Genomic DNA, 23,466 nt, shown 5'->3' with positions numbered 1-23,466 from the left:
GGCCAAGTAGGATTTCGACCTATGGCGGCCACTGGATCCGAGAAGCAGGGTGGAAAGGCGTACTACGTCACCACCCCCATCTATTACGTCAACGACGCTCCTCACCTGGGCCACGCCTACACGACCGTCGCAGGCGACGTGCTCTCCCGCTGGCACCGTCAGCGCGGCGAGAAGGTGTGGTTCCTCACCGGCACGGACGAGCACGGTCAGAAGATCATGCGCACGGCCCAGACCAACGGGGTCACCCCGCAGGAATGGGCCGACAAGCTCGTCACGGAGTCGTGGAAGCCCCTGTGGGAGCACCTCGAGATCGCGAATGACGATTTCATCCGCACCACGCAGAAGCGGCACACGGACCGCGTACAGGAGTTCGTGCAGGACCTGTACGACAAGGGCGAGATCTACAAGGGCGGCTACGAAGGGCCGTACTGCGTCGGCTGCGAGGAGTACAAACTCCCCGGCGAACTGCTCGACGGCGAAGGTGACTTCGCCGGCCAGAAGCTGTGCCCGATCCACAAGACGCCCGTGGAGATCCTCAGCGAGGAGAACTACTTCTTCAAGCTGAGCGATTACGGCGACAAGCTCCTCGCCCACTACGAGGCGAACCCGGGCTTCATCCAGCCCGAATCGGCGCGCAACGAGGTCGTGAACTTCGTCCGCCAGGGCCTGCAGGACCTCTCCATCTCCCGCTCGACCTTCGACTGGGGCATCCCGATCCCGTGGGACGCGAAGCACGTGATCTACGTGTGGGTCGACGCGCTGCTGAACTACGCCACGGCGGTCGGTTACAACGAGAACCAGGCGAAGTTCGAGGACACCTTCCCGGCCGATGTACACCTGGTCGGCAAGGACATCCTGCGCTTCCACGCGGTGATCTGGCCGGCCATGCTGATGGCCCAGGGCCTGCCGCTGCCGGGCAGGGTCGCCGCGAACGGCTGGCTGATGGTCGGCGGCGAGAAGATGTCGAAGTCGAACCTGACCGGCATCAAGCCGCAGGACCTGACCTCGCACTTCGGCGTGGACGCGTACCGCTGGTACTTCCTGCGTGCGATCGCCTTCGGCCAGGACGGCTCGTTCTCCTGGGAGGACTTCTCCGCCCGCTACACCAGCGAGCTGGCGAACGACTACGGCAACCTCGCCTCCCGGGTGGCGGCCATGGTCGGCAAGTACTTCGGCGGCGAACTGCCCGCCCCGGCGGCTGACGGCGAGGCGGAGAAGGCCGTCCACGAGGGTCTGGCGAAGGCCGTCGCCGAAGCGGACCGCCGTATCGGTGACGAGCTGGACTTCCAGGGCGGCATCCTGGCCGTCTTCGACTTCGTCAAGCAGGTCAACGGCTACCTCACCGAGCAGGAGCCGTGGAAGGTCGCCAAGGACGACTCCGCCGAGGGCAGGGCCCGTCTCGCGACGATCCTCTACACCGCCGCCGAATCGCTCCGCGGGGTCGCGGTACTCCTCAACCCCGTCATGCCGGACACCTCTCAGAAGCTCTGGGACTCCTTGGGCGCGGAGCCGGCCCTCGGCACGGTCGCGGACCAGAAGGTCCAGGAGGCCGGAACCTGGGGCAGGCTGCCGGCCGGTTCGGTCGTCACCAAGGGAGCGATCCTCTTCCCACGCCTGGAAGAGAAGCCGACCGCCTAGCATCCGGACGGGTGCCCGGCTCCGCCTCGCCCCCGCACCAGCCCCGAAGGGCCGGCTGGAGGACCCCCTCCCGCCGGCCCTTCCCCGTGCGTGCGGCGAACCCAGGCACGAGACGACCCGGAGCTTTATGTAGAAGTAATCTACGTAGAAGTAATCTACCTAGCGCTCGCGTGGCACCCGGGAGGCTCCATGCCCACCGCTCCCTTCGTAGGCCGACATGCCGAACTCGCCGTGCTGGAGAAGCGGCTCGAACGAATCAGAGCGCAGGGGGCCGGAGCGGCGGTCGCCATCCGTGGACGGCGACAGGTCGGGAAATCACGGCTCGTCCAGGAGTTCTGCGACCGGGCCCGGCGTCCGTACGTCTTCTTCACCGCGACCAAGGGCGCCTCACCCCTGGAGGGCATCGCCGACTTCACCGCGGAGCTGCGTGAGTCCTCACTTCCCTCCGACCCGGAACTCGTACCCACGGCAGCCCCCACCAACTGGCCCGACGCCTTCCGTACCCTTGCGGCCCTGCTGCCCGACACGCCCAGCATCGTCGTCCTCGACGAACTTCCCTGGCTCGCCGAGCAGGACCCCGTGTTCGACGGCGCACTGCAAACCGCCTGGGACCGGCTGCTGTCCGGCCGTCCTGTCCTGCTTCTCCTGCTCGGCAGCAATCTGCACATGATGGAGCGGTTCACCGCGTATGATCGCCCCTTCTACGGGCGCGCCGACGCGTTCATCCTCGGTCCGCTCAATCCGGCGGAGACAGGCAGCGCACTGGGCCTGGTAGCAGCCGACGCCATCGACGCGCACCTCGTCTCCGGCGGCCTGCCGGGAATCCTGCGCGCCTGGCCGCACGGCACTCCCGCACTCGACTTCATCAAGTCCGAGTGCGCCGATCCGGCCTCCGCGCTGTTCGGCGTTCCCGAGGCCGCCCTGTTGGCCGAGTTCCCGGCGCCCGACCAGGCCCGCCGGGTGCTGGAGGCAGTGGGCAGCGGTGACCGTACACACGCGAACGTCGCGGCGACGGCAGGCAGCCAGAGCGGGGCCCTGCCGTCCGGGATACTGTCCCCTCTCCTCCGCCGGCTCACCGAAGAGAAGCGGGTCCTCGCATCGGACATCCCTCTCTCGGCCAAGCCGGGCAAACCCGCCCTCTACCGTGTGGCCGACAGCAGTCTCCGGCTCTACCTGGCTGCCACCCGCTCCGCCCAGGAGCTGTCTCGGCGCGGTCGCCCCGAGGGGGCCTACCGGGTGGTCGAGCGGCGCTGGGCCGCCTGGCGCGGCCGGGCCGTCGAGCCCCTGATCCGTGAGGCGCTGGAACTCGTCGCCGCGACGGGGGACTTCCCCTGGCCCGACACCGAGGTCGTCGGCGGCTGGTGGAACCGCCGGTTCGCACCGGAGATCGACCTCGTCGGGGCCGACCGCGCCCCCGTCGCCGGCACCGTCTTCTTCGCGGGGTCCGTGAAGTGGCTGACCACCCCCTTCGGCCGGCAGGACCTGAACGCCCTCGCCCATGGCGCCAGGGAGATCCCCGGCTTCGGCACCAAGACGGCGGCCGACCTGGCCGTCGTATCCCTGTCCGGTACCACGCCCGCCGTGACCGCCGACGCGGTCGGACTGGTCTGGGGGCCACGGGAGGTGGTCTCGGCGTGGAAGTCGTGATCGACGGCCGGTCTCCCTGCGGCGCCCTGGTCCGGTCCACAAGTGTCGGCGAAACTGAAGCCGGGCAGCCGTGAGTTGCCTATGCTGCTGAACCGGACAGGTGGGGGGCGATGACGGCACCGGGGGAGACCAGGCCGGAGACGGCTGCGGTCCGCAACGAGTTCGCGCTGGAGCGCTACCGCTACATCCTCCAGCAGATCCACATGGTGAACGAGAACGCGTACCGCTTCCTCGCCCTCTATCAGACGCTCGCCACCGCACTGGTCAGTGCGGCTCTCGCCCTGTTCGTCGGTTACCGGAAGTGGAATCTGGCACCGGCCACCGCGCGAGGCGGAGTGATCGGGTTGCTCGCCCTCGTCACCGTCGTCGCCGCGTTCACCGGCACCCTCATCGTGGTGGGCGCGATGAACTGGCTGGACTACCGCAACGAAGAGTGCGACATCACCGACGAGATCGTCGGCCCCGGCTTCCGTAAACGCCCCCGGCCGGGCAACTTCCCGCGCTGGTACGAAACCTACGTCCTGCTCTTCATCGTCGTATCGGTGATCGCGATGTGGTTGATCGCCGCACTCTTCCTCCTGCCCGCGATGAGGTGATCGTCCCCGGTGTCAGAGCACGACTACACCAGCACGTCCCTGTGGCAGAGCACTCTTGCCGCGTGCCCAGGTGACGACCCGCACTCCGAACAGCGCGAGCGGTTGCGCACGTCGTATCTGAAACTGCGGCAGGAAGCAGCCACGCTGCTTCAGGAGAACGCTCGCAGCGTGCCCGATTTCACCGTTCACGACATCAGTCATGTGGACGCCCTGTGGGAAACGGCCGATCTCGTCTGCGGAAAGGAGGTGACGCTCAATCCCGCTGAAGCCTACGTGCTGGGCTGCGCGTTCGTGCTGCACGATGCGGCGATGGGGGAGGCCGCGTACGCGCCGGGTGTACCCGCGTCTCTGGGCGAGGAGCGATGGCGCGACCTGCTGTCGGTGGCCTACTACCGCCAGGAGGGATGCTGGCCGGACCAGGAACAGCTCGACGCCCCACCTGCTGAGATCGCCGCCGCCTGCCGTGTCACAGCGATCCGTGAATCACATGCCGAGCAGGCACGCCGGCTGGTGGACCAGGCTTGGAGATCCAGCGCGGGCAACGACATCTACCTCATCGACGACGTCCGGTTACGGGAGGCGTACGGTCCGCTGATCGGCAGCCTCGCGGCCAGCCACTGGTGGCCGGTCGACCGACTCGCCGACGAGTTCCGTCGCAGGCTGAATTCATGGCCGTGGCAGTCGCGTGACTGGACCATCGATCCGCTCAAGCTGGCCTGCATCCTACGGCTGGCGGACGCGGCCCAGATCGACGGCCGGCGTGCTCCCACCCTGCTGTTCGCGCTCCGCAATCCGCAGGAGTCCTCCCGCGAGCACTGGCGTTTCCAGACCTACACCGGGCGCCCGGACCTGAACGGCGACCGGGTCACGTACACCTCGCAGCGGCCCTTCCTCCCGGAGGACGCGTCCTCCTGGTGGCTGGCCCTCGGCTATCTGCGCGGTATCGACCAGGAGCTGAAAGCGGTCGACGCTCTCCTGCACGACCTCGGCAAAGACCGGCTCGCGGCCCGCGCCGTCGCCGGAGTCGACTCCCCCGAGCGCTTCGCCGAGCATTTCCCGGTGCAAGGCTGGCGCCCCATCGACGCGACCATCAAGGTCTCCGACGTCCCCGCCCTGGTCAAGAGTCTGGGCGGAGAGCAGCTCTACGGCAACGAACCGGAGGTCGGGGTACGTGAACTCGTTCAGAACGCCCAGGACGCCATCCTCGCCCGCCAGGCTCTGCAGCCGGACTTCACCGACGGACGGATCGAGATCCGCCTGACCGAGACGAGCGGTTCCTGGCGCCTGGAAGTCTGTGACAACGGAGTGGGCATGGACGAGGAGACGCTCACCCACGGCCTGCTGGACTTCGGCAACAGCGGCTGGAGCTCCCCCGGCCTCCGCAACCGCCTGCCCGGACTGGCCAGCGGCGGCTTCAAACCCAGTGGCCGGTTCGGTATCGGCTTCTTCTCGGTCTTCCTGCTCGGCGACCACGTGGAACTGATCACCCGCCGTTACGACGCCTCGGTCCAGGACGCCCGGCGTCTCACCTTGAAGGGACCCTCGCACCGTCCCCTGCTCACGCCCATGCCCACGCAGGGCTGGGTGGCCGAGGGCACGACAGTGCGTGTCACCCTGAAGAAGAGTCCCAACGACACGCTGGGCCTCCTGTACCGCACAGAGGACGACCGGCTCAGCCAGCTGGTCCAGCGCCTGGTCCTGGAGAACTCGGTTCCCATCCACACCCGTGAGCCCGCCTCGGCCACAGGTGACACCCTCGCGCCGTTCTCCCTCGCCACCGCCTCCCCGGAGCAGGTCTTCGACCGTCTCTACCCCGCCGAGCTCGACAGCTGGAGCATCGGGGAGGAGAAGCAGCGCCTGGAGATGCGCGAGGAGTTCGCCGCACGGGCCACCGAGGTGCTGGACGATTCCGGAGCCCGTATCGGACTGGCCACGCTCTGGAACAGCGTGTACTACCGAGGCGGTCACCGCTACCGGGGAATCGTGACGGTCAATGGTTTCCTGGCCGATCAGGCAACGCCCTTCGTCGGATACCTCGGCGGGCGGCCGAATCGTGCCTCACGGGACCGAGCCGACCTGGTCGCCAACCAGGAACAGGTACGGCAGTGGATGCGGACCCAGGTACAGCAGCTGCGCGATACGGAACAGTTCGGCGAACCGCTCCAGCTGGAACTGGCCGGCACTCTGTACCGGGCGTTCGACACGCTCCCCGACGACGTGGCATTCGCTCTCACCTCACAGGGCCCGATGCGCCCCCGCGACATCGCCGAGTGGGCCGCGCGGCATGACCAGATCTTCCTGGCCGTCGGCGCCCCGCTGGCCTGGAACACCCGACCGCCAGGCGTCTATCACTACCTCTCGTGGCAGCGGGTACAGCTCCCCGACAGCTGGATCCTCATCTGCGAGAAATACCCCGGCTCGCCGCTGTTCGAGGTCTTCCCCTACACGGAGAACCGCGACACCGCCTACCAGTCCGCGAGCAACGACACCCGAGCGACCTGGCAGAAGAGATGGTGGCGGATGTCGAGTGACCTGGACGGATATTTCCTGCGCAGCCTGTGCGAGGCCTGGTCGTGCACCCTCGAGTCGCTGCTGGCCCCCATCGAGAAGCGGAACTGGTCCGACACCCTCTCACCGGAGGACGAGAACTTCGGTTCTGTGTGGGGCTACCTGCTTCGCAGGCCCGTCGCGACATCCACCTGACGCGGTGCCACCGGCCGGGGTGCGGGTGCCTGGAGCCCCTCAGGACGTCGGAGAGGCAGCCTCGCCCGCTGCCGTGCCCGGTGGAGAGAAGTGAATTTTTTTGCAGGAGCGGCGGCCCCGTACCTGCATGCTCACAACACATCCGTATGGTTTCGCCATGGCAATCCCCGACCTCATCCCGATCGCCTACGAGCCCCACGGCCGTACCGAGGCCATCGGTCACTACACCGGCGGACAGTTCCTGGCGTCGGTCACCTACGCGTTCCCCGAGGGGTTCCGGCTCGAAGAGGGCTGGGAGCAGCAGAAACGGCTCTACTCGGTGCTGCATCTCTTCGACGCCGAGGGCAACTACCGCGACTCCCAGATCTGGTGCGCGGGCAGCTGGGCCGAGCAGCAGCTCGACCCGGACGGCGCCGAGTCGGTGCTGTCGCGGGCCCGCGCACGCCTGGCGGGCATGCTGCGCAGCCTGCCCAGGCGCACGTACAAGGACATCGCGATACGCCCGTTCCAGCTCGTGGTGGACGGCGCGTTCTTCGGACTGGTGGCGAAGGAGGACGAGGACGGGGGCTGGGCCGAGCTCTACCCGGACCACCTGGGCTTCGGCGAGCCCTGGAACGGCCGGTACGACACCTGACCGGCCCGGACACAACCAACTGCTGTTAAAGTTCCTCCACTTGCGCACCACAGGGGGTCACTCATGCGCAGCTGGAGTGCGGCCGCGTTCATGGCCGCCGCTCTGGTCGGCGGCGTTCTGCTGCCGGCCGTCCCGGCCGCCGCCGTACACGGCGCCGTGCCCGGCGACTTCAACGGCGACGGCTACCGCGACGCGGTCCTGCCCGCGCCGGGCGCGAACGTGTCCGGCAAGGAAGGCGCGGGCGCGGTCGTCGTGCTGTACGGCTCCGCCTCCGGGCTGTCGACGAGCCGCCGTAGGACCATCACCCAGAACACCGCGGGCGTGCCGGGTGCCAGCGAGGCCCACGACGCCTTCGGTGCCACCACGGCCACCGCGGACCTGAACCGGGACGGGTACGCCGACCTGGTGGTCGGAACGCCGGACGAGGACACCTCGAAGGGCACCGACTCCGGTGCGGTGACCGTGCTCTGGGGCAGCAGGAGCGGCCTGACGAGCGGCACGGACCTGCCGTCGCCGTTGTCCTCGACGCACCGCTACGGTGAGGACATCGCCGCGCTCGGCCTCGGCGGCGGATCGAGGACACGGGTCGCGGTCAGCGCGATGGACGCGACCGTGTACTTCACCGGACCGTTCACCCGGAGCGGTACGTTCGGGTCTGCCGTGGACAACGAGAACACCCTGTCCCCCCTGTCCGTCGCGCTCGGTGACTTCGACGGCGACGCGGTACCGGACCTGGCCACCGCCACGTTCCGGGACACCGGCCTGAGCGGCGGCGACGTCTATGTGAATCCCGCGTACGGCAACGAACTGCGGGGCAACGGCCTCATCGTGGCCGCCGGCGACGTCAACGGCGACGGTTTCGCCGACCTCGTGGCCGGCGACCCGGACGAGCCGGAGAAGGCGGGCGTGGACGGCGCGACGGGCGGCCGCGTCCTCGTCTGGTACGGCTCCGCCGCGGGGGTCACGACGAACACGACGCCCGTCCAGATCACGCAGAACACCGCCGGTGTTCCCGGCGCGAGCGAGAAGGGCGACGGCTTCGGCGGGTCGCTGACGGTGGCCGACCTGAACCGGGACGGCCTCGCGGACATCGTGATCGGGTCGCCGTACGAGGACCTCGCCAGGAGCAGGGCCGGTCAGGTCACCGTCGTCCCCGGCCGCGGCGGCGGCGCCCTCGGCACCGGCTCGTACTCCTTCTCCCAGGACACGGCGGGGGTGCCGGGCGCCGCTGAGACCGACGACTTCTTCGGTACGACGGTCTCGGTCGGGGACGTCGACAAGGACGGCAGGCCGGAGCTGTTCGTCGGCGCGGCGGGCGAGAACAACTCCACCGGAGCCGTCTGGGTCTTCCCCGGCGGCGCCACCCGGCCGACGGCCACGGGCAGCCGCGTCATCACGCCGCACGCCATCGGCCTCACCCAGGGGTGGGGCACCCTGCTGGGCGGCGACGGACTGCTCTCGGTGATCTGAACGCACCGAAGGCGCCCGGGGTTCTCGTTCCCGAGTCCCGGGCGCCCGTGTCACGGGTGCCGGCGTCAGCCGTTGTTCGTCTCGTCCGGTTCGACGCCCAGGGTCAGGTGGGCGCGGACGCCGCGGGCGATGTGGTGGCGGTCGTACCCGAGGTGGAGCAGGCCGCCCTCGTGGCCGTTGTCGGGGTAGATGGTGTCCTCGTCGAGGGTGGTACGGGTGGTGGTGTTGCTCGCGTAGGGCTCCGCCTCGGCCGAGAGCAGCACCGACTTCTCGTCGAAGAAGAGCTGGCCGGTGTGGCAGGTGTGGCCGCCCTCGTAGCCGGCGTCCGTCCACTCGCCGTCCACGTGCACCTTGACGTGGATGTGGACGCAGCGGCCCCGGTACCAGCCGGGGAAGACGGTCCTGAAGGTGACGTGCCCGTGCCGGTCGGTGTGCCAGGTGCCGCGCAGGTACCGCGTGTCGTCGGTCGGCTCCTGGTGGCCGCCGCCACCGCCGGGCGGGGGTCCGGTGGGGGTGCCGGTCGGTGCGTCGGTCGGCGCGCCGGTCGGCGGGGTGCCGCCTCCGCCGCCACTGCCTCCGCCGCTGCCGCTCGACTCGTACCCCGAGTAGACCCCCGAGGCGTTGCAGTGCCAGATGTCCACGGCCGCGTTGCTGAGCGGCCTGCAGGTCTCCGCGTCGATCACCTTGAGGGTGAGGTGCAGGGGGATGCCCGCCTGGTCCTCGGTGACGTCCTGGCGGAGCTTGTCGGCGTCGATGTAGTAGGGGCCTTCGACCAGTTCGGAGGTGAGCGTGTAGCAGGCGCCCTCCGAGGCGGACGGCGAGGCCTCGGTTCTGGCACCGGACGCGGCGGCGGTGGCGCCGTCGCTCGCCGCGAAGGCGCTGCCGACACCCACCGCGGTCACGGCCGCACTGCCGGCCGCCAGGACCGTACGACGGGCCAACTTCCTTTTCTCTTCGGAGGACTGAGCATCCGTGGGGGAGTGGGTGTCTGTCATGGTCCGGGACCGTAGACAGGACGGAGTCCGTGGGGACATCGGAGAGAGCTGTGAATGCGCGGTGCGCAGGCGAAAGGCTCGAAACCGACGCCGGTTTCGAGCCTTTCGTTCAGCTTCTTTCAGCTGTGCTGTTCTTTCGAGCCTTACTTCGGCTGCGGCTTCCGGATGGAAAGGTGCAGCTCGCGCAGGCGGGTCTCGTCCAGCTCGGTCGGCGCGCCCATCATCAGGTCCTGGGCGTTGCCGTTGAGCGGGAACGCGATGGTCTCGCGGATGTTGGGCTCGTCGGCGAGGAGCATGACGATGCGGTCCACGCCCGGGGCGATGCCGCCGTGCGGCGGGGCGCCGAAGCGGAGCGCGCGGAGCATGCCGGCGAACTCGCGCTCGACGGTCTCCTCGTCGTAGCCCGCGATCCCGAAGGCCTTCAGCATGATGTCGGGCTCGTGGTTCCGGATGGCGCCGGAGGACAGCTCGACGCCGTTGCAGACGATGTCGTACTGCCAGGCGAGGATGTCCAGCGGGTCCTGGGTCTCCAGGGCCTCCATGCCGCCCTGGGGCATGGAGAACGGGTTGTGGGAGAAGTCGATCTTCCCGGTGTCCTCGTCCTTCTCGAACATCGGGAAGTCGACGATCCAGCAGAACCGGAAGACGTTCTCCTCGAAGTGCCCGGCGCGACGCGCGGCCTCGACCCGCACCGCCCCCATGATCTTGGAGACCTCGTCGAACTCGCCCGCGCCGAAGAAGACGGCGTGCCCGGCGGCCAGCTGGAGCCGCTTGGTGAGCTCGGCCACGTTCTCCTCGGTGAGGAACTTGGCGATCGGGCCGCTCAGCGAGCCGTCCTCGCCGACGCGCACCCAGGCCAGGCCCTTGGCGCCCTGCGAGACGGCGAAGTCGCCGAGCTGGTCGAAGAACTTGCGGGGCTGGTCCTGGACCGCCGGGACCGGCAGGGCGCGGACGTGCTTGCCGGCGAAGGCCTTGAACTCCGAGCCCTCGAAGATGTCGGTGATGTCGACGAGCTCCAGCTGGGCCCGCAGGTCCGGCTTGTCGGAGCCGTACTTCAGCATCGCCTCACGGAACGGGATCCGCGGGAAGGGGGACGTGACGTGCCGGCCGCCCCCGAACTCCTCGAAGAGCTCGGTCATCAGCTGCTCGATCGGGCGGAAGACGTCCTCCTGCTCGACGAAGCTCATCTCGACGTCGAGCTGGTAGAACTCACCGGGCGAGCGGTCGGCGCGGGCGTCCTCGTCGCGGAAGCAGGGCGCGATCTGGAAGTAGCGGTCGAAGCCGGAGATCATCAGCAGCTGCTTGAACTGCTGCGGGGCCTGCGGCAGGGCGTAGAACTTGCCCGGGTTCAGGCGGGAGGGGACGACGAAGTCACGGGCGCCCTCGGGGGAGGTCGCGGTGAGGATCGGCGTGGCCATCTCGTTGAAGCCGAGGGCGACCATCTTGTGGCGGATGGCCGAGATCACGGCCGTACGCAGCATGATGTTGCGGTGCATGCGCTCGCGGCGCAGGTCCAGGAAGCGGTACTCCAGGCGCCGCTCCTCGTTGACCCCGTCCTCGGTGTTGATCGTGAACGGCAGCGGGGCGGCCGCGCCGAGCAGCTCGACCTCACCGACCTCGACCTCGACCTCGCCGGTGGGCAGGTCGGAGTTGATGTTCTCGGTTCCACGTGAAACAACGCGGCCGTCGACGCGGACCGTGGACTCCTTGGAGAACTTGTCCAGGGCCTCGTACGCCGGGGTGCCGGGGCGGGCGACGAGCTGCGTGATGCCGTAGTGGTCGCGCAGATCGATGAAGAGGATGCCGCCCAGGTCGCGCCGATTGTGCAGCCAGCCGCTCAGCCGGACGTCGGTGCCGACGTCAGAGGCGCGGAGCTGGCCGCAGGTGTGGGACCTGTACCGATGCATCGTCGGATGTTCCTCTTCTTCGGGTTCTGCCGAGGTGCTCTCCTCGACCGGGACGGGCCACCGGGCCCGGACCCATCAAGGGTACCGGGCACCCAAAGATCGCCTCCCCACCATTTATCCCACCGGAAACAGTGGCAGTCTTCGATCTCATCTTCTTAAAGTGGGGCAATGCGAACTGGCGAGCCCCTGCCCGCCGTGGAGGACGTGCTCGCCGCCCTCGCGACCGGGCTGTGGCACTGGGACACCGCCACCGGTCTGGTCACCGCGGACGCGGAGGCGGCCCGGCTGATCGGGCTGCCCGCCGAACCGTCCGTCCTGTCGGAGGCCCTGGTCCGGTCCCGGTTCCACCCCGTGGACTGGAACGAGAACACCAGCATCACCCGGCTGGCCGCGGTCGAGGGGACCCTCGGGGAAGTCCGGCTGCGGGTCATGGACGAGCGGGGCCTGCTGATCCGCACCGTGCGCAGCCGTTTCCGGCCGGTGTACGACTCCAAGGAGCGCGTGTACCGGGTGACGGGCACCATCCAGGAGGTCTCCGAACCGTCCCCCGGTACCGCCGCCCAGCACCCGGTCACCGGCGACTGGCGGCGCTCCCGGGAGGCGTTCCTGCTGGACGCGGGCCGGGCACTGGCCGAGGCGCGGTCCACGCAGGAAGTGCTGCGGGTCGCCGCGGGCCTGTCGATGCCCGGGTTCTCCCCGGACGGGCTGGTGGTCTACGGGGTCAAGGGCGACCGGCTGATGATGACCGGCAGCCACGGCCAGGACATCGATGAGGACAGCCTCTTCACCAGCATGCCGCTGGACACGGACTACCCGGCCGCCGAGGTGGTACGGACCGGGCGGGCGGTCTATCTCTCCTCCGCCGAGCAGTACCGCTCGCGCTACCCGGTGACCTGGCCGCTCGCCGAGCGCTTCGGCCGCCGGTCCTGGGCCTTCCTGCCGCTGACGGTGGCCGGCCGGACCATGGGCGCCTGGATGGCGGGCTTCACCTACCCGGTGTCGTTCACCCCCGACGAGCGGTCCGTGCTCACCACGGTGGCCCGGATGCTGGCGCAGGCCCTGTCCCGGGCCGGGATCGCGGACTCGGAGCGGGAGCTGACGGACGGCCTCCAGCGCTCCATGCTGCCGACGCTGGGCCCCGAGATACCCGGCATGGGCACGGCCGCCCGCTACATACCGACCGGCGGCGGCCTCCAGGTGGGCGGCGACTGGTACGACATGATCCCGCTGCCCTCCGGCCGGCACGCCCTGGTCATCGGCGACGTCCAGGGCCATGACGTACGGGCCGCGGGCCTGATGGGCCAGCTGCGGATCGCGCTGCGCGCCTACGCCTCGGAAGGCCACCGCCCGGACGCGGTGCTCTCCCGGGCCTCCCGGTTCCTGCACGGGATCACCTACGCCGAGGACGACGCCGACCTGCGCTTCGCGACCTGCCTGTACGTCGAGGCGGATCCGGCGACCGGGGTGCTGGAGATCGCCCGTGCGGGGCATCTGGACCCGACGGTCCGGATGGCCGACGGCACGGTGCTGCGGCGGCCGACGGCGGGCGGGCTGCCGCTCGGCATCGACCCGGACGCCGACTATCCGACGACGCGGTTCGCCCTGGAACCGGGCGAGACGATGATGCTGTGCACCGACGGTCTGATCGAGACCGGCGGCCACGACATGGAGAGCGGCTGGCAGCGGATCCGCACGATCATGGAGGAGCACGACGACGGCGACCTGGAGAAACTGGCCGACGGGCTGGTCCAGGCCGTGCACGGCCCTTCCTCCCACCACACCACCGGGCCGCTGGCCGACCGCCGCGAGGACGACATAGCGGTCCTGCTGCTGTCCCGGCCGGGCGTCGGCCGGGCCGGCGACGAACCCCTGGCGGTACGGCCGCGGATCCGCCGGACCCTGCTGTCGGTGGCCCAGGACGAGCCCGAGCGGATCGCCGAGGCCCGCCAGCACGTGCGCGAACTGCTGCACGACTGGGGCTCGCCCGACCAGGTCGACTCCGCGGCCCTCCTGGTCTCCGAGATGCTCACGAACGTCCTCGTCCACACCGACGCGGACGCGCTGCTGCTCGCCGAGGTCTCCGGCCAGGCCCCCGAGCGCAGGCTGCGGATCGAGGTCACGGACGCCGGCGACGACCTTCCGCACAAGCGCCGCCCCGGCGAACTGGCCTCCTCCGGCCGCGGTCTGGTGCTCATCGAGATCCTGGCGGACGCCTGGGGCGTCGACCCGCGCGGGCAGGGCAAGAGCATCTGGTTCGAGCTGTACGAGGGCGTCAAGTCGTAGCCGCTGGTGTCGGCGCGGGGCGTCAGCCCGTGGCGTCAGCCCGTGGCGTCAGCCCGTGGCGTCAGCCGGCGGACGCTGACCGCCCGCGTAGCGGGTGCGCAGTTCGTGTACGACCCCGAAGGCGGCCGCGGTGAGCGGTACGGCCAGCAGCATGCCGAGGATCCCGGCGACCGAGGCGCCCCCGGTGATGGCCAGCATCACCACCGCCGGGTGCATCTGCACGGTGCGGCTCTGGATCACGGGCTGCAGCACATGCCCCTCCAGCACCTGCACGGCGAGTACGACGCCCAGCGCCCACAGCGCGATGACGAAGCCGCGGTCGGCGAGGGCGACCAGGACGGCGACGGCACCGGAGATGAAGGCGCCGAGGTAGGGGATGTAGGCGCCGACGAGGACGAGCGCGCCCAGTCCGAAGGCCCCCGGTACGCGCAGGACCAGCAGGCCGACGGTGATGCAGACCGCGTCGATGAACGCGATGACGGTGGTGCCGCGCATGAAGCCCTCGATGCCCTCGAAGGCACGGCGGGCCATGGCCTCGACCATGTCGGCGCCGGAGGCGGGCGCGGCGGAGCGGATGGCGTCGACCACCCGGTGCGAGTCGCGCAGGAAGAAGAAGACGAGGAGCAGCGCGAGGACGGCCATGGCGATGCTCTCGCCGACGACGCTCACCCCGCTGATGACGTTGGAGGCGGCGGTGCCGCCGAACCTGCTCAGCAGGTTCCGGGCGTTGCCGGCCAGGTCGCCGAGCGAGGTCCCGGCGGCCCCGAAGTGCTTGGCCAGGGACTTCGCGGCCTCCTTGAGAGAGGCGACGATCTGGTCCCCGGTGTCGACGAGGGCCGCGACGACGATGTAGACGGCACCGCCGACGACGGCCGCGACGGCGACGCAGGTGAGTCCGGCGGCCACGGAGCGGTGCACGCCGACCTGCACGAGCCGGCGGTGCAGGGGGCCGAGGAGCGCGGTGCCGAGCAGGGCGAGCAGCACCGGGATCACCGCGGTGCGGAACTCCGAGCAGAGCAGGATGCCGACGTATCCGACGGCGGCGGCCAGCAGCAGTACGGCACACCACGCGGCGAAACGGCGCACGGGCTCGGGCAACAGCTGCACGCGTCCAGCGGACCATGCGAGGCCGGCGAACGCCCCGCCGTACACCCCCTCCCGAGTGAACGCGCCCCCAGCCGCCGTACCAGGGGGCTCCGCCCCCCGGACCCCCCGAAACCTCCGCCCACCCACCACCCGACTCGGCCACTCAAGAGGCGAGGCCGAAAGACAGAAGGCGACTCGGCCACTCAAAAGCCCAGACCGAAAGACAGGAGGGCGACCCGGCCACCCAAGACGCCAGGCCGAAAGACGGAAGACGACTCGGCCACCCAAGAGGCCAGACCGGAAGGCAGGAGGGCGACTCGGCCGCCCAAAAGCCCAGACCGAAAGACGGAAGGGCTACTCGGCCACTCCAGACGCCAGGCCGGAGAACGGAAGGCGAACTCGGCCACTCCAGACGCCAGACCGAAAGACGGAAGACGACCCGGTCGGGCAAGAGGGCAGGTCGTTGGACGGCGGGAGGCCCGGCGCTGGTGCGTCGGGCCTCCCGGGAGGGCGGTGTCGGTCAGGACTGCGGGCCGGATTCGGTCATGCCGTGCACGGCCGGGACCGTGCCCAGGCGGCCCTTCTGGAAGTCCTCGAAGGCCTGCATGAGCTCGTCCTTGGTGTTCATGACGAACGGGCCGTAGTGGGCCATCGGCTCACGGATCGGCTGCCCGCCGAGGAGTACGACCTCCAGGTCCGGCGTGTGCGAGTCCTGCTTCTCGTCCGCGCGGACGGTCAGCGAGGAGCCGCTGCCGAAGACGGCGGTCTGGCCGAGGTGGATCGGGCGGCGCTCGGCGCCCACCGAGCCCTTGCCGGCCAGCACGTAGGCGAGGCCGTTGAAGTCCTCGCGCCAGGGCAGCGTGACCTCGGCGCCCGGGGCGAGCGTGGCGTGGATCATCGTGATCGGGGTGTGCGTGATGCCGGGGCCGGCGTGGCCGTCCAGCTCACCGGCGATGACGCGCAGCAGCGCGCCGCCGTCGGGGGTGGTCAGCAGCTGGACGTTGCCGCCGCGGATGTCCTGGTACCTCGGCGCCATCATCTTGTCCTTGGCCGGCAGGTTCACCCACAGCTGGAGGCCGTGGAAGAGACCGCCGGACATGACCAGCTGCTCCGGCGGGGCCTCGATGTGCAGGAGGCCCGAGCCCGCGGTCATCCACTGGGTGTCGCCGTTGGTGATCGTGCCACCGCCGCCGTTGCTGTCCTGGTGGTCGAAGATGCCGTCGATGATGTAGGTGACGGTCTCGAAGCCGCGGTGCGGGTGCCAGGGGGTGCCCTTGGGCTCGCCCGGCGCGTATTCCACCTCACCCATCTGGTCCATCATGATGAACGGGTCGAGGTGGCGGTAGTTGATCCCCGCGAACGCCCGGCGCACCGGGAAACCCTCACCCTCGAAACCGCTCGGCGCGGTCGTGACGGTGAGCACGGGACGGGCCACCGCGTCGGCCGGGGTGGCCACCCGAGGCAGAGTGAGCGGATTCTCGACAGTCACTGCAGGCATGTTGGCTCCTCCTTGTGCGCCCAGTTTAGTTGAGCGTTGAACTTTCTGCCACCCTTAACGGAGAAGGCCCGGAGGACATTCCCTCCGGGCCCGGTCATCCCCCGATCAGGGGATCAGTTGCTGAAGTAGAGGTACTTCCACGCGCCGTACGTCGTGGAGTTCACGGAGTCGCCGGACGAGCCGTTGACGTACGCCGAACGCACCCGCGCCCGGATCCCGGACTCACCCGGCGCCCCGAGGCGCACGCCCGACTTGCCGTTCGAGGCGACCGGGAAGTACTCGGAGTCCGTCGTGTACCACGTGCCCTGGTAGTAGACCTGGATGTCCAGGCGCTGCTCGCGGCCCGGGTAGTAGGTCATGGTCGTGGTGAGGATCGGGTCGGTGTTCTTGTGGAACCAGTAGTACGACGTCGAGCCGATCTTCGCCGTCTTGTAGTGCTTGGAGACCGCGGTGGAGACCTTGACCCGCGCGTACGCGGTGACCTTCGCGGTCTTGGGCGCGTAGCGGGCGTCCCCGTCGAAGACCGCGGAGACGGCCGTGTCGCGGGTCATGTCCACCCAGGCGGTGATGTTGCCGTGGGAGTCCACCTTGCCGGTCTTGATCAGCTTCTTCGGCTTGTCGCCGCCGAAGGGGTCCGCGTAGATCCTGACCGAACGGTTCTTGTACGTCGTCCCCAGGTGCGCGGTGAACTTCACGTCGGCGCCGTAGTTGTACAGCTTGCCGTTGTTGTTCAGGCTCAGGCCGGTCGCCGTGCGGGAGACCGCCACCTTGTCGGAGGCGGTGGCGGTGGTGTGCCCGGCGTCGCCCGCGTAGGTCACCTTGTACGTGACCGTGCCGCCGGCCGGCGGGGTGTCGGCGAAGGAGTAGGTGCCGTCCGCCTTGACCGTGACGGCGGCGAGCGTCCTGCCGCTGGGGCTCTCGATGTCGGTGCGGGTGACGGAGAGCCTGGCACCGGCGGGCAGCGGAACCGTCGCCGAGAGCTTGCCGGTGACGGTGAGCTTCTTGGCGCGGGGCGCCGAGCTCGGGGCGTTGACCGTGAGCGTCGGCACGTTGAGCGTCGGCTGGGTCAGGACCTTCAGCGTGTAGGAACTGCCGTTCGACGCCAGCGCGAAGATCCGCGAGGAGTCCGGCGCCCAGCGCAGGTTTCCGGTGGCGTAGTCGGTCGAGGTGCCGAGGCTGTAGGTGCGCAGCGGCTTGGTGGCGTCGGGCCGGTAGACGGCGACCTTGCCCGCGTTGAACTGGGCCACCAGCCCGTTCGGCGCGATGTCGGCACCCCACGCTCCGGGGTAGGAGCCGGCCTTGCTGAACTTGCCGTCCGCCCACGCGTCCCGGTCGGTGCCGTTGACCAGCACCTGGTCGGCGCCGGGGACGAGGTCGATGTCCGCGATACCACTGTTCAGGGTGTAGTCGCCGAAGTACCAGGCGGTGGCCTTGGCGGTGCCGCCGGAGACGTCGAGAACGGCCATGGAGTCGGTGGAGATGCCGGTCTGGCCGACGGCCAGCACGCCCGGCCGGTTCGGGTCGGTGTCCAGCAGCGCCGGGCCCCAGAGGCCGACCGAGGTGCCGTCGGTGGGGAACTGTGCCATCGCCACCGGGTCGGTACCGCCCGCCGGGTCCACCGTCGGGTCGATGGAGCCGATGTCGCCGTCCCACTGGTCACCGTACGAGAACCACGCCTTGCCGCCGGTGAAGGCCACGTGGCGGGGGCCGGTGTCGGTCGGGATGCTGTACGTCGTCTTCACGTCCAGCGTGGCCGGGTCGAGGGCGAGGACCTGGTGGGTGTTGGGCAGGGTCGCGTACAGGGTGCTGCCGTCGTCCGACAGGGCCAGGTCGCTGACGCTGCCGAGGCCGGCGTCCGAGTCGACGAGGGTGCCGTTGTAGTCGGAGGCGACGATCCGGCCGTTCGCCGCGTCGCCGACGAACACCCGCTGGAGGGCGCCGTCCACGACGAACCCGCCGATGTTGGTGACGGTGGTGGCGGCCGCCGAGGCGGTCCCCGCCGCCACGACGCTCAGCGCCGCCGAGCTGAAGACGACCGCGAGCGCCGTCGCGACCGAAGTGCTGCGCATGCGCACAGTGATGAAACCCCCAGTGAGAACCCGGGTTGGCCGGGTGGATGAGAGCGCCGCGCGGCACCCGTGCACGACCGCGAGAAGAGCGGTGCGCGCGGGGCGCGGCTGCCACAGGGCAGCCTATGGCATGGCTGTGACAGACAGGGGGTGAGTTTCCGGGGAGCGGCCTTCGAAGGACGCCGTCCAGGGGTCGCGGCCGGAGCGGGTCCGCCGAGGTCCGCCGCGGCTCGGCAGCGCCCCGAAGGGGTGCGGGGCCGTATCCGGTACGCGGCCACCACCGCGATGGGGGTCCCCGGGCTCGGGCGAAGCCGGGAACTCGGCGGAGCGGCCCGCCACCACGGCACCGCGATCGGCAGATCGCGGCCTCGGGTCGGAGCGGCTAGCCGTACATCCGCCGCATCGCGAAGTCGACCATCTGCTCGACGGCCTTCGCGTCGAAGACCATCCGGTGTTCGCCCTCCATGTCCAGGACGAAGCCGTAGCCGGTCGGGAGAAGGTCGATGACCTCCGCGCCGGTGATCACGAAGTACTTGGACTCCTTGCCCGCGTACCGGCGCAGCTCCTTCAGCGAGGTGAACATCGGGATCACCGGCTGCTGGGTGTTGTGCAGGGCCAGGAAGCCCGGGTTGTCGCCGCGCGGGCAGTACACCTTGGACGTGGCGAAGACCTGCTGGAAGTCCTCGGCCGTCACCTGCCCGGTGGTGAAGGCGCGCACCGCGTCCGCGAGCGAGGGCGGGGACGGCTCGGGGTAGAGCGGCGCCTGCTGGCCGTATCCGCCGAGACCGCCGGCCATCTGCTGCTGCGACGAGGCGTACTGCTGCTGAGCGGCCCCACCGTCCATGGGCTGGCCGTATCCATACATGCGCGCAAGCCTACCGAGACACGCGGCGTCCGCGAGAAGGTAGACCCTTCTCACACTTCACCCGATGGGGGTTGCGTCTTATTACCGACGGGTAGCATCATCGGAACTACTCGTTGGTATGTGAAAGCTTGCGCGAGGATTCAGTGCCTCGCCGATCCGGATACGGAGCCGTCACCATGGGGCACTACAAGTCCAACCTCCGCGACATCGAATTCAACCTGTTCGAAGTGCTCGGGCGCGACAAGCTGTACGGCACCGGCCCGTTCGCCGAGATGGACACCGACACCGCGAAGAGCGTCCTCGAGGAGCTGACCCGGCTCGCGGAGAACGATCTGGCGGAGTCCTTCGCGGACGCCGACCGCAACCCGCCGGTCTTCGACCCCGAGACGAACACGGCCCCGGTGCCGGCGTCCTTCAAGAAGAGCTACAAGGCCTTCATGGAGTCCGAGTACTGGCGGCTCGGCCTGCCCGAGGCGATCGGCGGCACGACGGCTCCCCCGTCCCTGATCTGGTCGTACGCGGAGCTGGTCCTCGGCTCGAACCCGGCCGTGTGGATGTACTCCTCCGGCCCGGCGTTCGCCGGCATCCTCTACGACGAGGGCAACGAGGTCCAGAAGAAGATCGCGCAGATCGCCGTGGAGCGGACCTGGGGTTCGACCATGGTGCTCACCGAGCCCGACGCGGGTTCGGACGTCGGCGCCGGCCGCACCAAGGCCATCCAGCAGGAGGACGGCTCCTGGCACATCGAGGGCGTGAAGCGCTTCATCACCTCCGGTGAGCACGACATGGAGGAGAACATCCTCCACTACGTGCTGGCGCGCCCCGAGGGTGCCGGTCCGGGCACCAAGGGCCTGTCCCTCTTCCTCGTCCCGAAGTACCTGTTCGACTTCGAGACCGGCGAGCTGGGCGAGCGCAACGGCGTCTACGCGACGAACGTCGAGCACAAGATGGGCCTGAAGGCCTCCAACACCTGCGAGATGACCTTCGGCGACCGCCACCCGGCCAAGGGCTGGCTGATCGGCGACCGGCACGACGGCATCCGCCAGATGTTCCGGATCATCGAGTTCGCCCGCATGATGGTCGGCACGAAGGCCATCTCGACGCTGTCGACCGGCTACCTCAACGCGCTGGAGTACGCCAAGGAGCGGGTCCAGGGCCCCGACCTCGCGAACTTCATGGACAAGACCGCGCCGAAGGTCACCATCACCCACCACCCCGACGTGCGCCGCTCGCTGCTCACGCAGAAGGCGTACGCGGAGGGCATGCGCGCCCTCGTCCTCTACACGGCCTCCATCCAGGACGCGATCGCCGTCAAGGAGGCGGCCGGCGAGGACGCGAAGACGGAGCACGCGCTCAACGACCTGCTCCTGCCGATCGTGAAGGGCTACGGCTCCGAGAAGGGCTACGAGCAGCTCGCGCAGTCGCTGCAGACCTTCGGCGGCTCCGGCTTCCTCCAGGAGTACCCGATCGAGCAGTACATCCGCGACGCCAAGATCGACACCCTGTACGAGGGCACCACCGCGATCCAGGGCCAGGACTACTTCTTCCGGAAGATCGTCCGCAACCAGGGCGCGGCGCTGAACTCCCTCGCCGAGGACATCAAGAAGTTCCTGGCGCTGGGGACGGGCGGCGAGGAGCTGGCGGGCGCCCGTGAGCACCTCGCGAAGGCGGCCGTCGAGCTGGAGGCCATCGTCGGCCTGATGCTGACCGACCTCGCGGCCACCGAGCAGGACGTCAGGAACATCTACAAGGTGGGCCTGAACACCACCCGCCTGCTGCTCGCCTCCGGTGACGTGGTCGTCGGCTACCTGCTGCTCAAGGGCGCCGCGATCGCCGCCGAGAAGCTGGAGACCGCCACCGGCAAGGACGTGCCGTTCTACACCGGCAAGATCGCGGCGGCGAAGTTCTTCGCGGCCAACGTGCTGCCGGGTGTCACCCTGGCCCGCAAGGTCGCGGCCGACGTCGACCTCGACCTGATGGATCTGGACGAGGCGGCTTTCTGAGGATCCGACCGGCACAGGTTCCCCCACGGTGGCCCGCTCCTTCCCGGGAGCGGGCCACCGCGCGTCGTTAAGGTGAAGAGCATGAGCGAACCCTCCCGCTTCGATCGCGGCCACACCGACGACCTGATGTCCTTCCTCGCGGCCGGTCCCACGCCGTACCACGCCGTGGCGAACGCCGCCGCCCGGCTGGAGAAGGCCGGTTTCCGGCAGGTCGCCGAGACGGACGCCTGGGACGCGGAGTCATCAGCGGTTTCCGCCGCGGGGTCGGGCGGCAGGTACGTGCTGCGCGGCGGCGCGATCATCGCCTGGTACGTCCCGGAGGGCGCCGCGCCCCACACGCCGTTCCGGATCGTCGGCGCCCACACCGACTCCCCGAACCTGCGGGTCAAGCCCCGCCCGGACGCCGGGGCGCACGGTTTCCGCCAGGTCGCCGTGGAGATCTACGGCGGACCGCTCATGAACTCCTGGCTCGACCGGGACCTGGGCCTGGCCGGACGGCTCAGCCTGCGCGACGGCTCCACCCGCCTCGTCGACGTGAACCGGCCGCTGCTGCGGGTGCCCCAGCTCGCCATCCACCTGGACCGCTCGGTCAACAGCGATGGCCTCAAGCTCGACAAACAGCGCCACCTGCAGCCGGTCTGGGGTCTCGGCGACGACGTCCGCGACGGCGACCTGATCGCCTTCCTGGAGCACGAGGCGGGCTTGCCGGCCGGCTCGGTGACCGGCTGGGACCTGATGACCTACGCCGTGGAACCGCCCGCCTACCTGGGCCGCGACCAGGAGCTGCTGGCCGGTCCCCGGATGGACAACCTGCTCTCCGTGCACGCCGGCACGGCGGCCCTCGCGGCCGTCGCGGCAGGCGGCGCGGAACTGCCGTACATCCCCGTCCTCGCCGCCTTCGACCACGAGGAGACCGGCTCCCAGTCCGACACCGGCGCGGACGGTCCGCTGCTCGGCAGCGTGCTGGAGCGCACGGTGCTGGCGCGCGGCGGGTCGTACGAGGACCGGGCGAGAGCCTTCGCGGGCACCGTCTGCCTCTCCTCCGACATGGGCCATGCCGTCCACCCCAACTACCCGGAGCGCCACGACCCGACGCACCAGCCGCGCGCGAACGGCGGCCCGATCCTCAAGGTCAACGTCAACAACCGCTACGCCACCGACGGTTCGGGCCGGGCGATCTTCGCCGCCGCCTGCGACAAGGCCGGGGTGCCCTTCCAGACCTTCGTCTCCAACAACTCGATGCCCTGCGGCACCACGATCGGCCCGATCACCGCGGCCCGCCACGGCATCCGGACCGTGGACATCGGCGCGGCCATCCTCTCCATGCACAGCGCCCGCGAACTGTGCGGCGCCGACGACCCGTTCCTGCTGGCGAACGCGCTGGTGGCGTTCCTGGAAGGGTAGTTGCGGGCAGCCGTAGGGCGCGGCCGCACATGGCCCGCCCGCCCCTGGGTACCCGGTGTGAACCAAGCCACCGAACCTGAAGGGGAGGCAACGCTCATGGGGCTCGGCGGGTGCATCATCCTCATCGCCGTGGGGGCCATCCTCGCGTTCGCGACCGACTGGCACATGCAGGGCGTCAACCTCGACGTCGTGGGCCTGATCCTGATGGCCGTCGGCATCATCGGAGTCGCCACGTTCAGCAGCATCGCCCGGCGCCGCCGGGTCGTCGTGCCGCCGACGGCCGTGGTCGAGGAGGAACGGCACCATCACGGGCGTGATGGTTACGGCGCGTAAACCGAACCACAGCACCAGACCTGGCAGCTTGCCCTGATCGTCGTTGCCGCCGACAATCGCACCGACGGCAACGGACGACATCACCTGGGTACTGCCCCACATGAACGGCTGCGACCTGCAATTCATGCAGGATGCCGACACCGTCCTCAACCGTTCCTTTGGACTGAGCCAACTCAGCCGCACGCCCCGAACGGTCTTGGGCGCACTGGTCCCCGGCGTACTCAGCCCCGGGGCAGCGAAACGGATCTTGTCCGTGGTCCGATCCCGGGAGGCCGACTCCCTCCACGACCTGGCCATGTGAGTGCGGCCAGAGGCGACGGGGAGGCCCTGCACCA

The 23,466-nt window shown here is 69.6% G+C and carries 16 protein-coding genes; 10 read left to right on the top strand and 6 right to left on the bottom strand.

Annotation, left to right across the window (positions count from 1 at the left end; genetic code table 11):
- The first annotated feature begins 21 nt into the window (after window positions 1-21).
- The 6 genes from metG to LQ326_RS30945 all read left to right on the top strand — a co-directional run bounded on the left by metG (window position 22) and on the right by LQ326_RS30945 (window position 8,688).
- On the top strand, window positions 22-1,638 hold the full coding sequence (metG, locus tag LQ326_RS30970) for a methionine--tRNA ligase (protein ID WP_234542351.1): 1,617 nt from the start codon (window positions 22-24) through the stop codon (window positions 1,636-1,638).
- Between the two features lie 189 nt (window positions 1,639-1,827).
- Entirely contained in the window at window positions 1,828-3,285 is a 1,458-nt protein-coding gene (locus LQ326_RS30965) for an AAA family ATPase (RefSeq protein WP_234542350.1), read from the top strand.
- Window positions 3,286-3,395: 110 nt separating this feature from the next.
- Window positions 3,396-3,881, top strand: a complete 486-nt coding sequence (locus LQ326_RS30960) for a hypothetical protein (RefSeq protein WP_234542349.1) — start codon at window positions 3,396-3,398, stop codon at window positions 3,879-3,881.
- Window positions 3,882-3,890: 9 nt separating this feature from the next.
- Window positions 3,891-6,584, top strand: a complete 2,694-nt coding sequence (locus tag LQ326_RS30955; RefSeq protein ID WP_234542348.1) for an HD domain-containing protein — start codon at window positions 3,891-3,893, stop codon at window positions 6,582-6,584.
- Window positions 6,585-6,741: 157 nt separating this feature from the next.
- Window positions 6,742-7,218, top strand: a complete 477-nt coding sequence (locus LQ326_RS30950) for a hypothetical protein (protein ID WP_234542347.1) — start codon at window positions 6,742-6,744, stop codon at window positions 7,216-7,218.
- 63 nt (window positions 7,219-7,281) lie between these two features.
- Window positions 7,282-8,688: an FG-GAP-like repeat-containing protein gene (locus tag LQ326_RS30945; RefSeq protein WP_234542346.1), complete on the top strand. Its 1,407-nt coding sequence runs from the start codon at window positions 7,282-7,284 to the stop codon at window positions 8,686-8,688.
- 65 nt (window positions 8,689-8,753) lie between these two features.
- On the opposite strand, the gene LQ326_RS30940 is transcribed toward LQ326_RS30945, so the two are convergent.
- Complete coding sequence (locus LQ326_RS30940; RefSeq protein ID WP_234542345.1) at window positions 8,754-9,683, bottom strand: intradiol ring-cleavage dioxygenase; 930 nt, start codon at window positions 9,681-9,683, stop codon at window positions 8,754-8,756.
- Window positions 9,684-9,826: 143 nt separating this feature from the next.
- A complete protein-coding gene (aspS, locus tag LQ326_RS30935) occupies window positions 9,827-11,590 on the bottom strand; it encodes an aspartate--tRNA ligase (RefSeq protein WP_234542344.1) in 1,764 nt (587 codons plus the stop codon).
- Between the two features lie 168 nt (window positions 11,591-11,758).
- Between aspS and LQ326_RS30930 the strand changes: the two genes are divergently transcribed.
- Complete coding sequence (locus LQ326_RS30930; protein ID WP_234542343.1) at window positions 11,759-13,873, top strand: SpoIIE family protein phosphatase; 2,115 nt, start codon at window positions 11,759-11,761, stop codon at window positions 13,871-13,873.
- A gap of 48 nt (window positions 13,874-13,921) precedes the next feature.
- Here the strand turns inward: LQ326_RS30930 and LQ326_RS30925 are convergent, their stop codons facing one another.
- From LQ326_RS30925 to LQ326_RS30910, 4 genes are all read right to left on the bottom strand, one after another.
- Window positions 13,922-14,980: an AI-2E family transporter gene (locus tag LQ326_RS30925; RefSeq protein ID WP_234542342.1), complete on the bottom strand. Its 1,059-nt coding sequence runs from the start codon at window positions 14,978-14,980 to the stop codon at window positions 13,922-13,924.
- 499 nt (window positions 14,981-15,479) lie between these two features.
- Window positions 15,480-16,457, bottom strand: a complete 978-nt coding sequence (locus tag LQ326_RS30920) for a pirin family protein (RefSeq protein ID WP_234542341.1) — start codon at window positions 16,455-16,457, stop codon at window positions 15,480-15,482.
- A gap of 113 nt (window positions 16,458-16,570) precedes the next feature.
- Window positions 16,571-18,526 (bottom strand): NHL repeat-containing protein, encoded by a 1,956-nt coding sequence (locus LQ326_RS30915; protein ID WP_234542340.1) that lies wholly within the window; start codon window positions 18,524-18,526, stop codon window positions 16,571-16,573.
- Between the two features lie 382 nt (window positions 18,527-18,908).
- Window positions 18,909-19,391, bottom strand: a complete 483-nt coding sequence (locus LQ326_RS30910) for an SseB family protein (protein WP_181805049.1) — start codon at window positions 19,389-19,391, stop codon at window positions 18,909-18,911.
- A 176-nt stretch (window positions 19,392-19,567) separates the two neighbouring features.
- Between LQ326_RS30910 and LQ326_RS30905 the strand changes: the two genes are divergently transcribed.
- The 3 genes from LQ326_RS30905 (at window position 19,568) to LQ326_RS30895 (ending at window position 23,131) form a co-directional block, all read left to right on the top strand.
- The gene (locus LQ326_RS30905) at window positions 19,568-21,394 is read left to right on the top strand and encodes an acyl-CoA dehydrogenase (protein WP_234542339.1); all 1,827 of its coding nucleotides are present in this window, start codon (window positions 19,568-19,570) and stop codon (window positions 21,392-21,394) included.
- Window positions 21,395-21,475: 81 nt separating this feature from the next.
- Window positions 21,476-22,798: a M18 family aminopeptidase gene (locus LQ326_RS30900; protein ID WP_234542338.1), complete on the top strand. Its 1,323-nt coding sequence runs from the start codon at window positions 21,476-21,478 to the stop codon at window positions 22,796-22,798.
- Window positions 22,799-22,894: 96 nt separating this feature from the next.
- Window positions 22,895-23,131, top strand: a complete 237-nt coding sequence (locus LQ326_RS30895; protein WP_234542337.1) for a DUF6458 family protein — start codon at window positions 22,895-22,897, stop codon at window positions 23,129-23,131.
- Window positions 23,132-23,466 lie beyond the last annotated feature (335 nt).

The organism is Streptomyces shenzhenensis (genome assembly GCF_021462265.1).
Lineage (GTDB): Bacteria > Actinomycetota > Actinomycetes > Streptomycetales > Streptomycetaceae > Streptomyces > Streptomyces shenzhenensis.
Note: the sequence above shows the minus strand (reverse complement) of the source record. Positions and strands in the feature narration are given on the sequence as shown.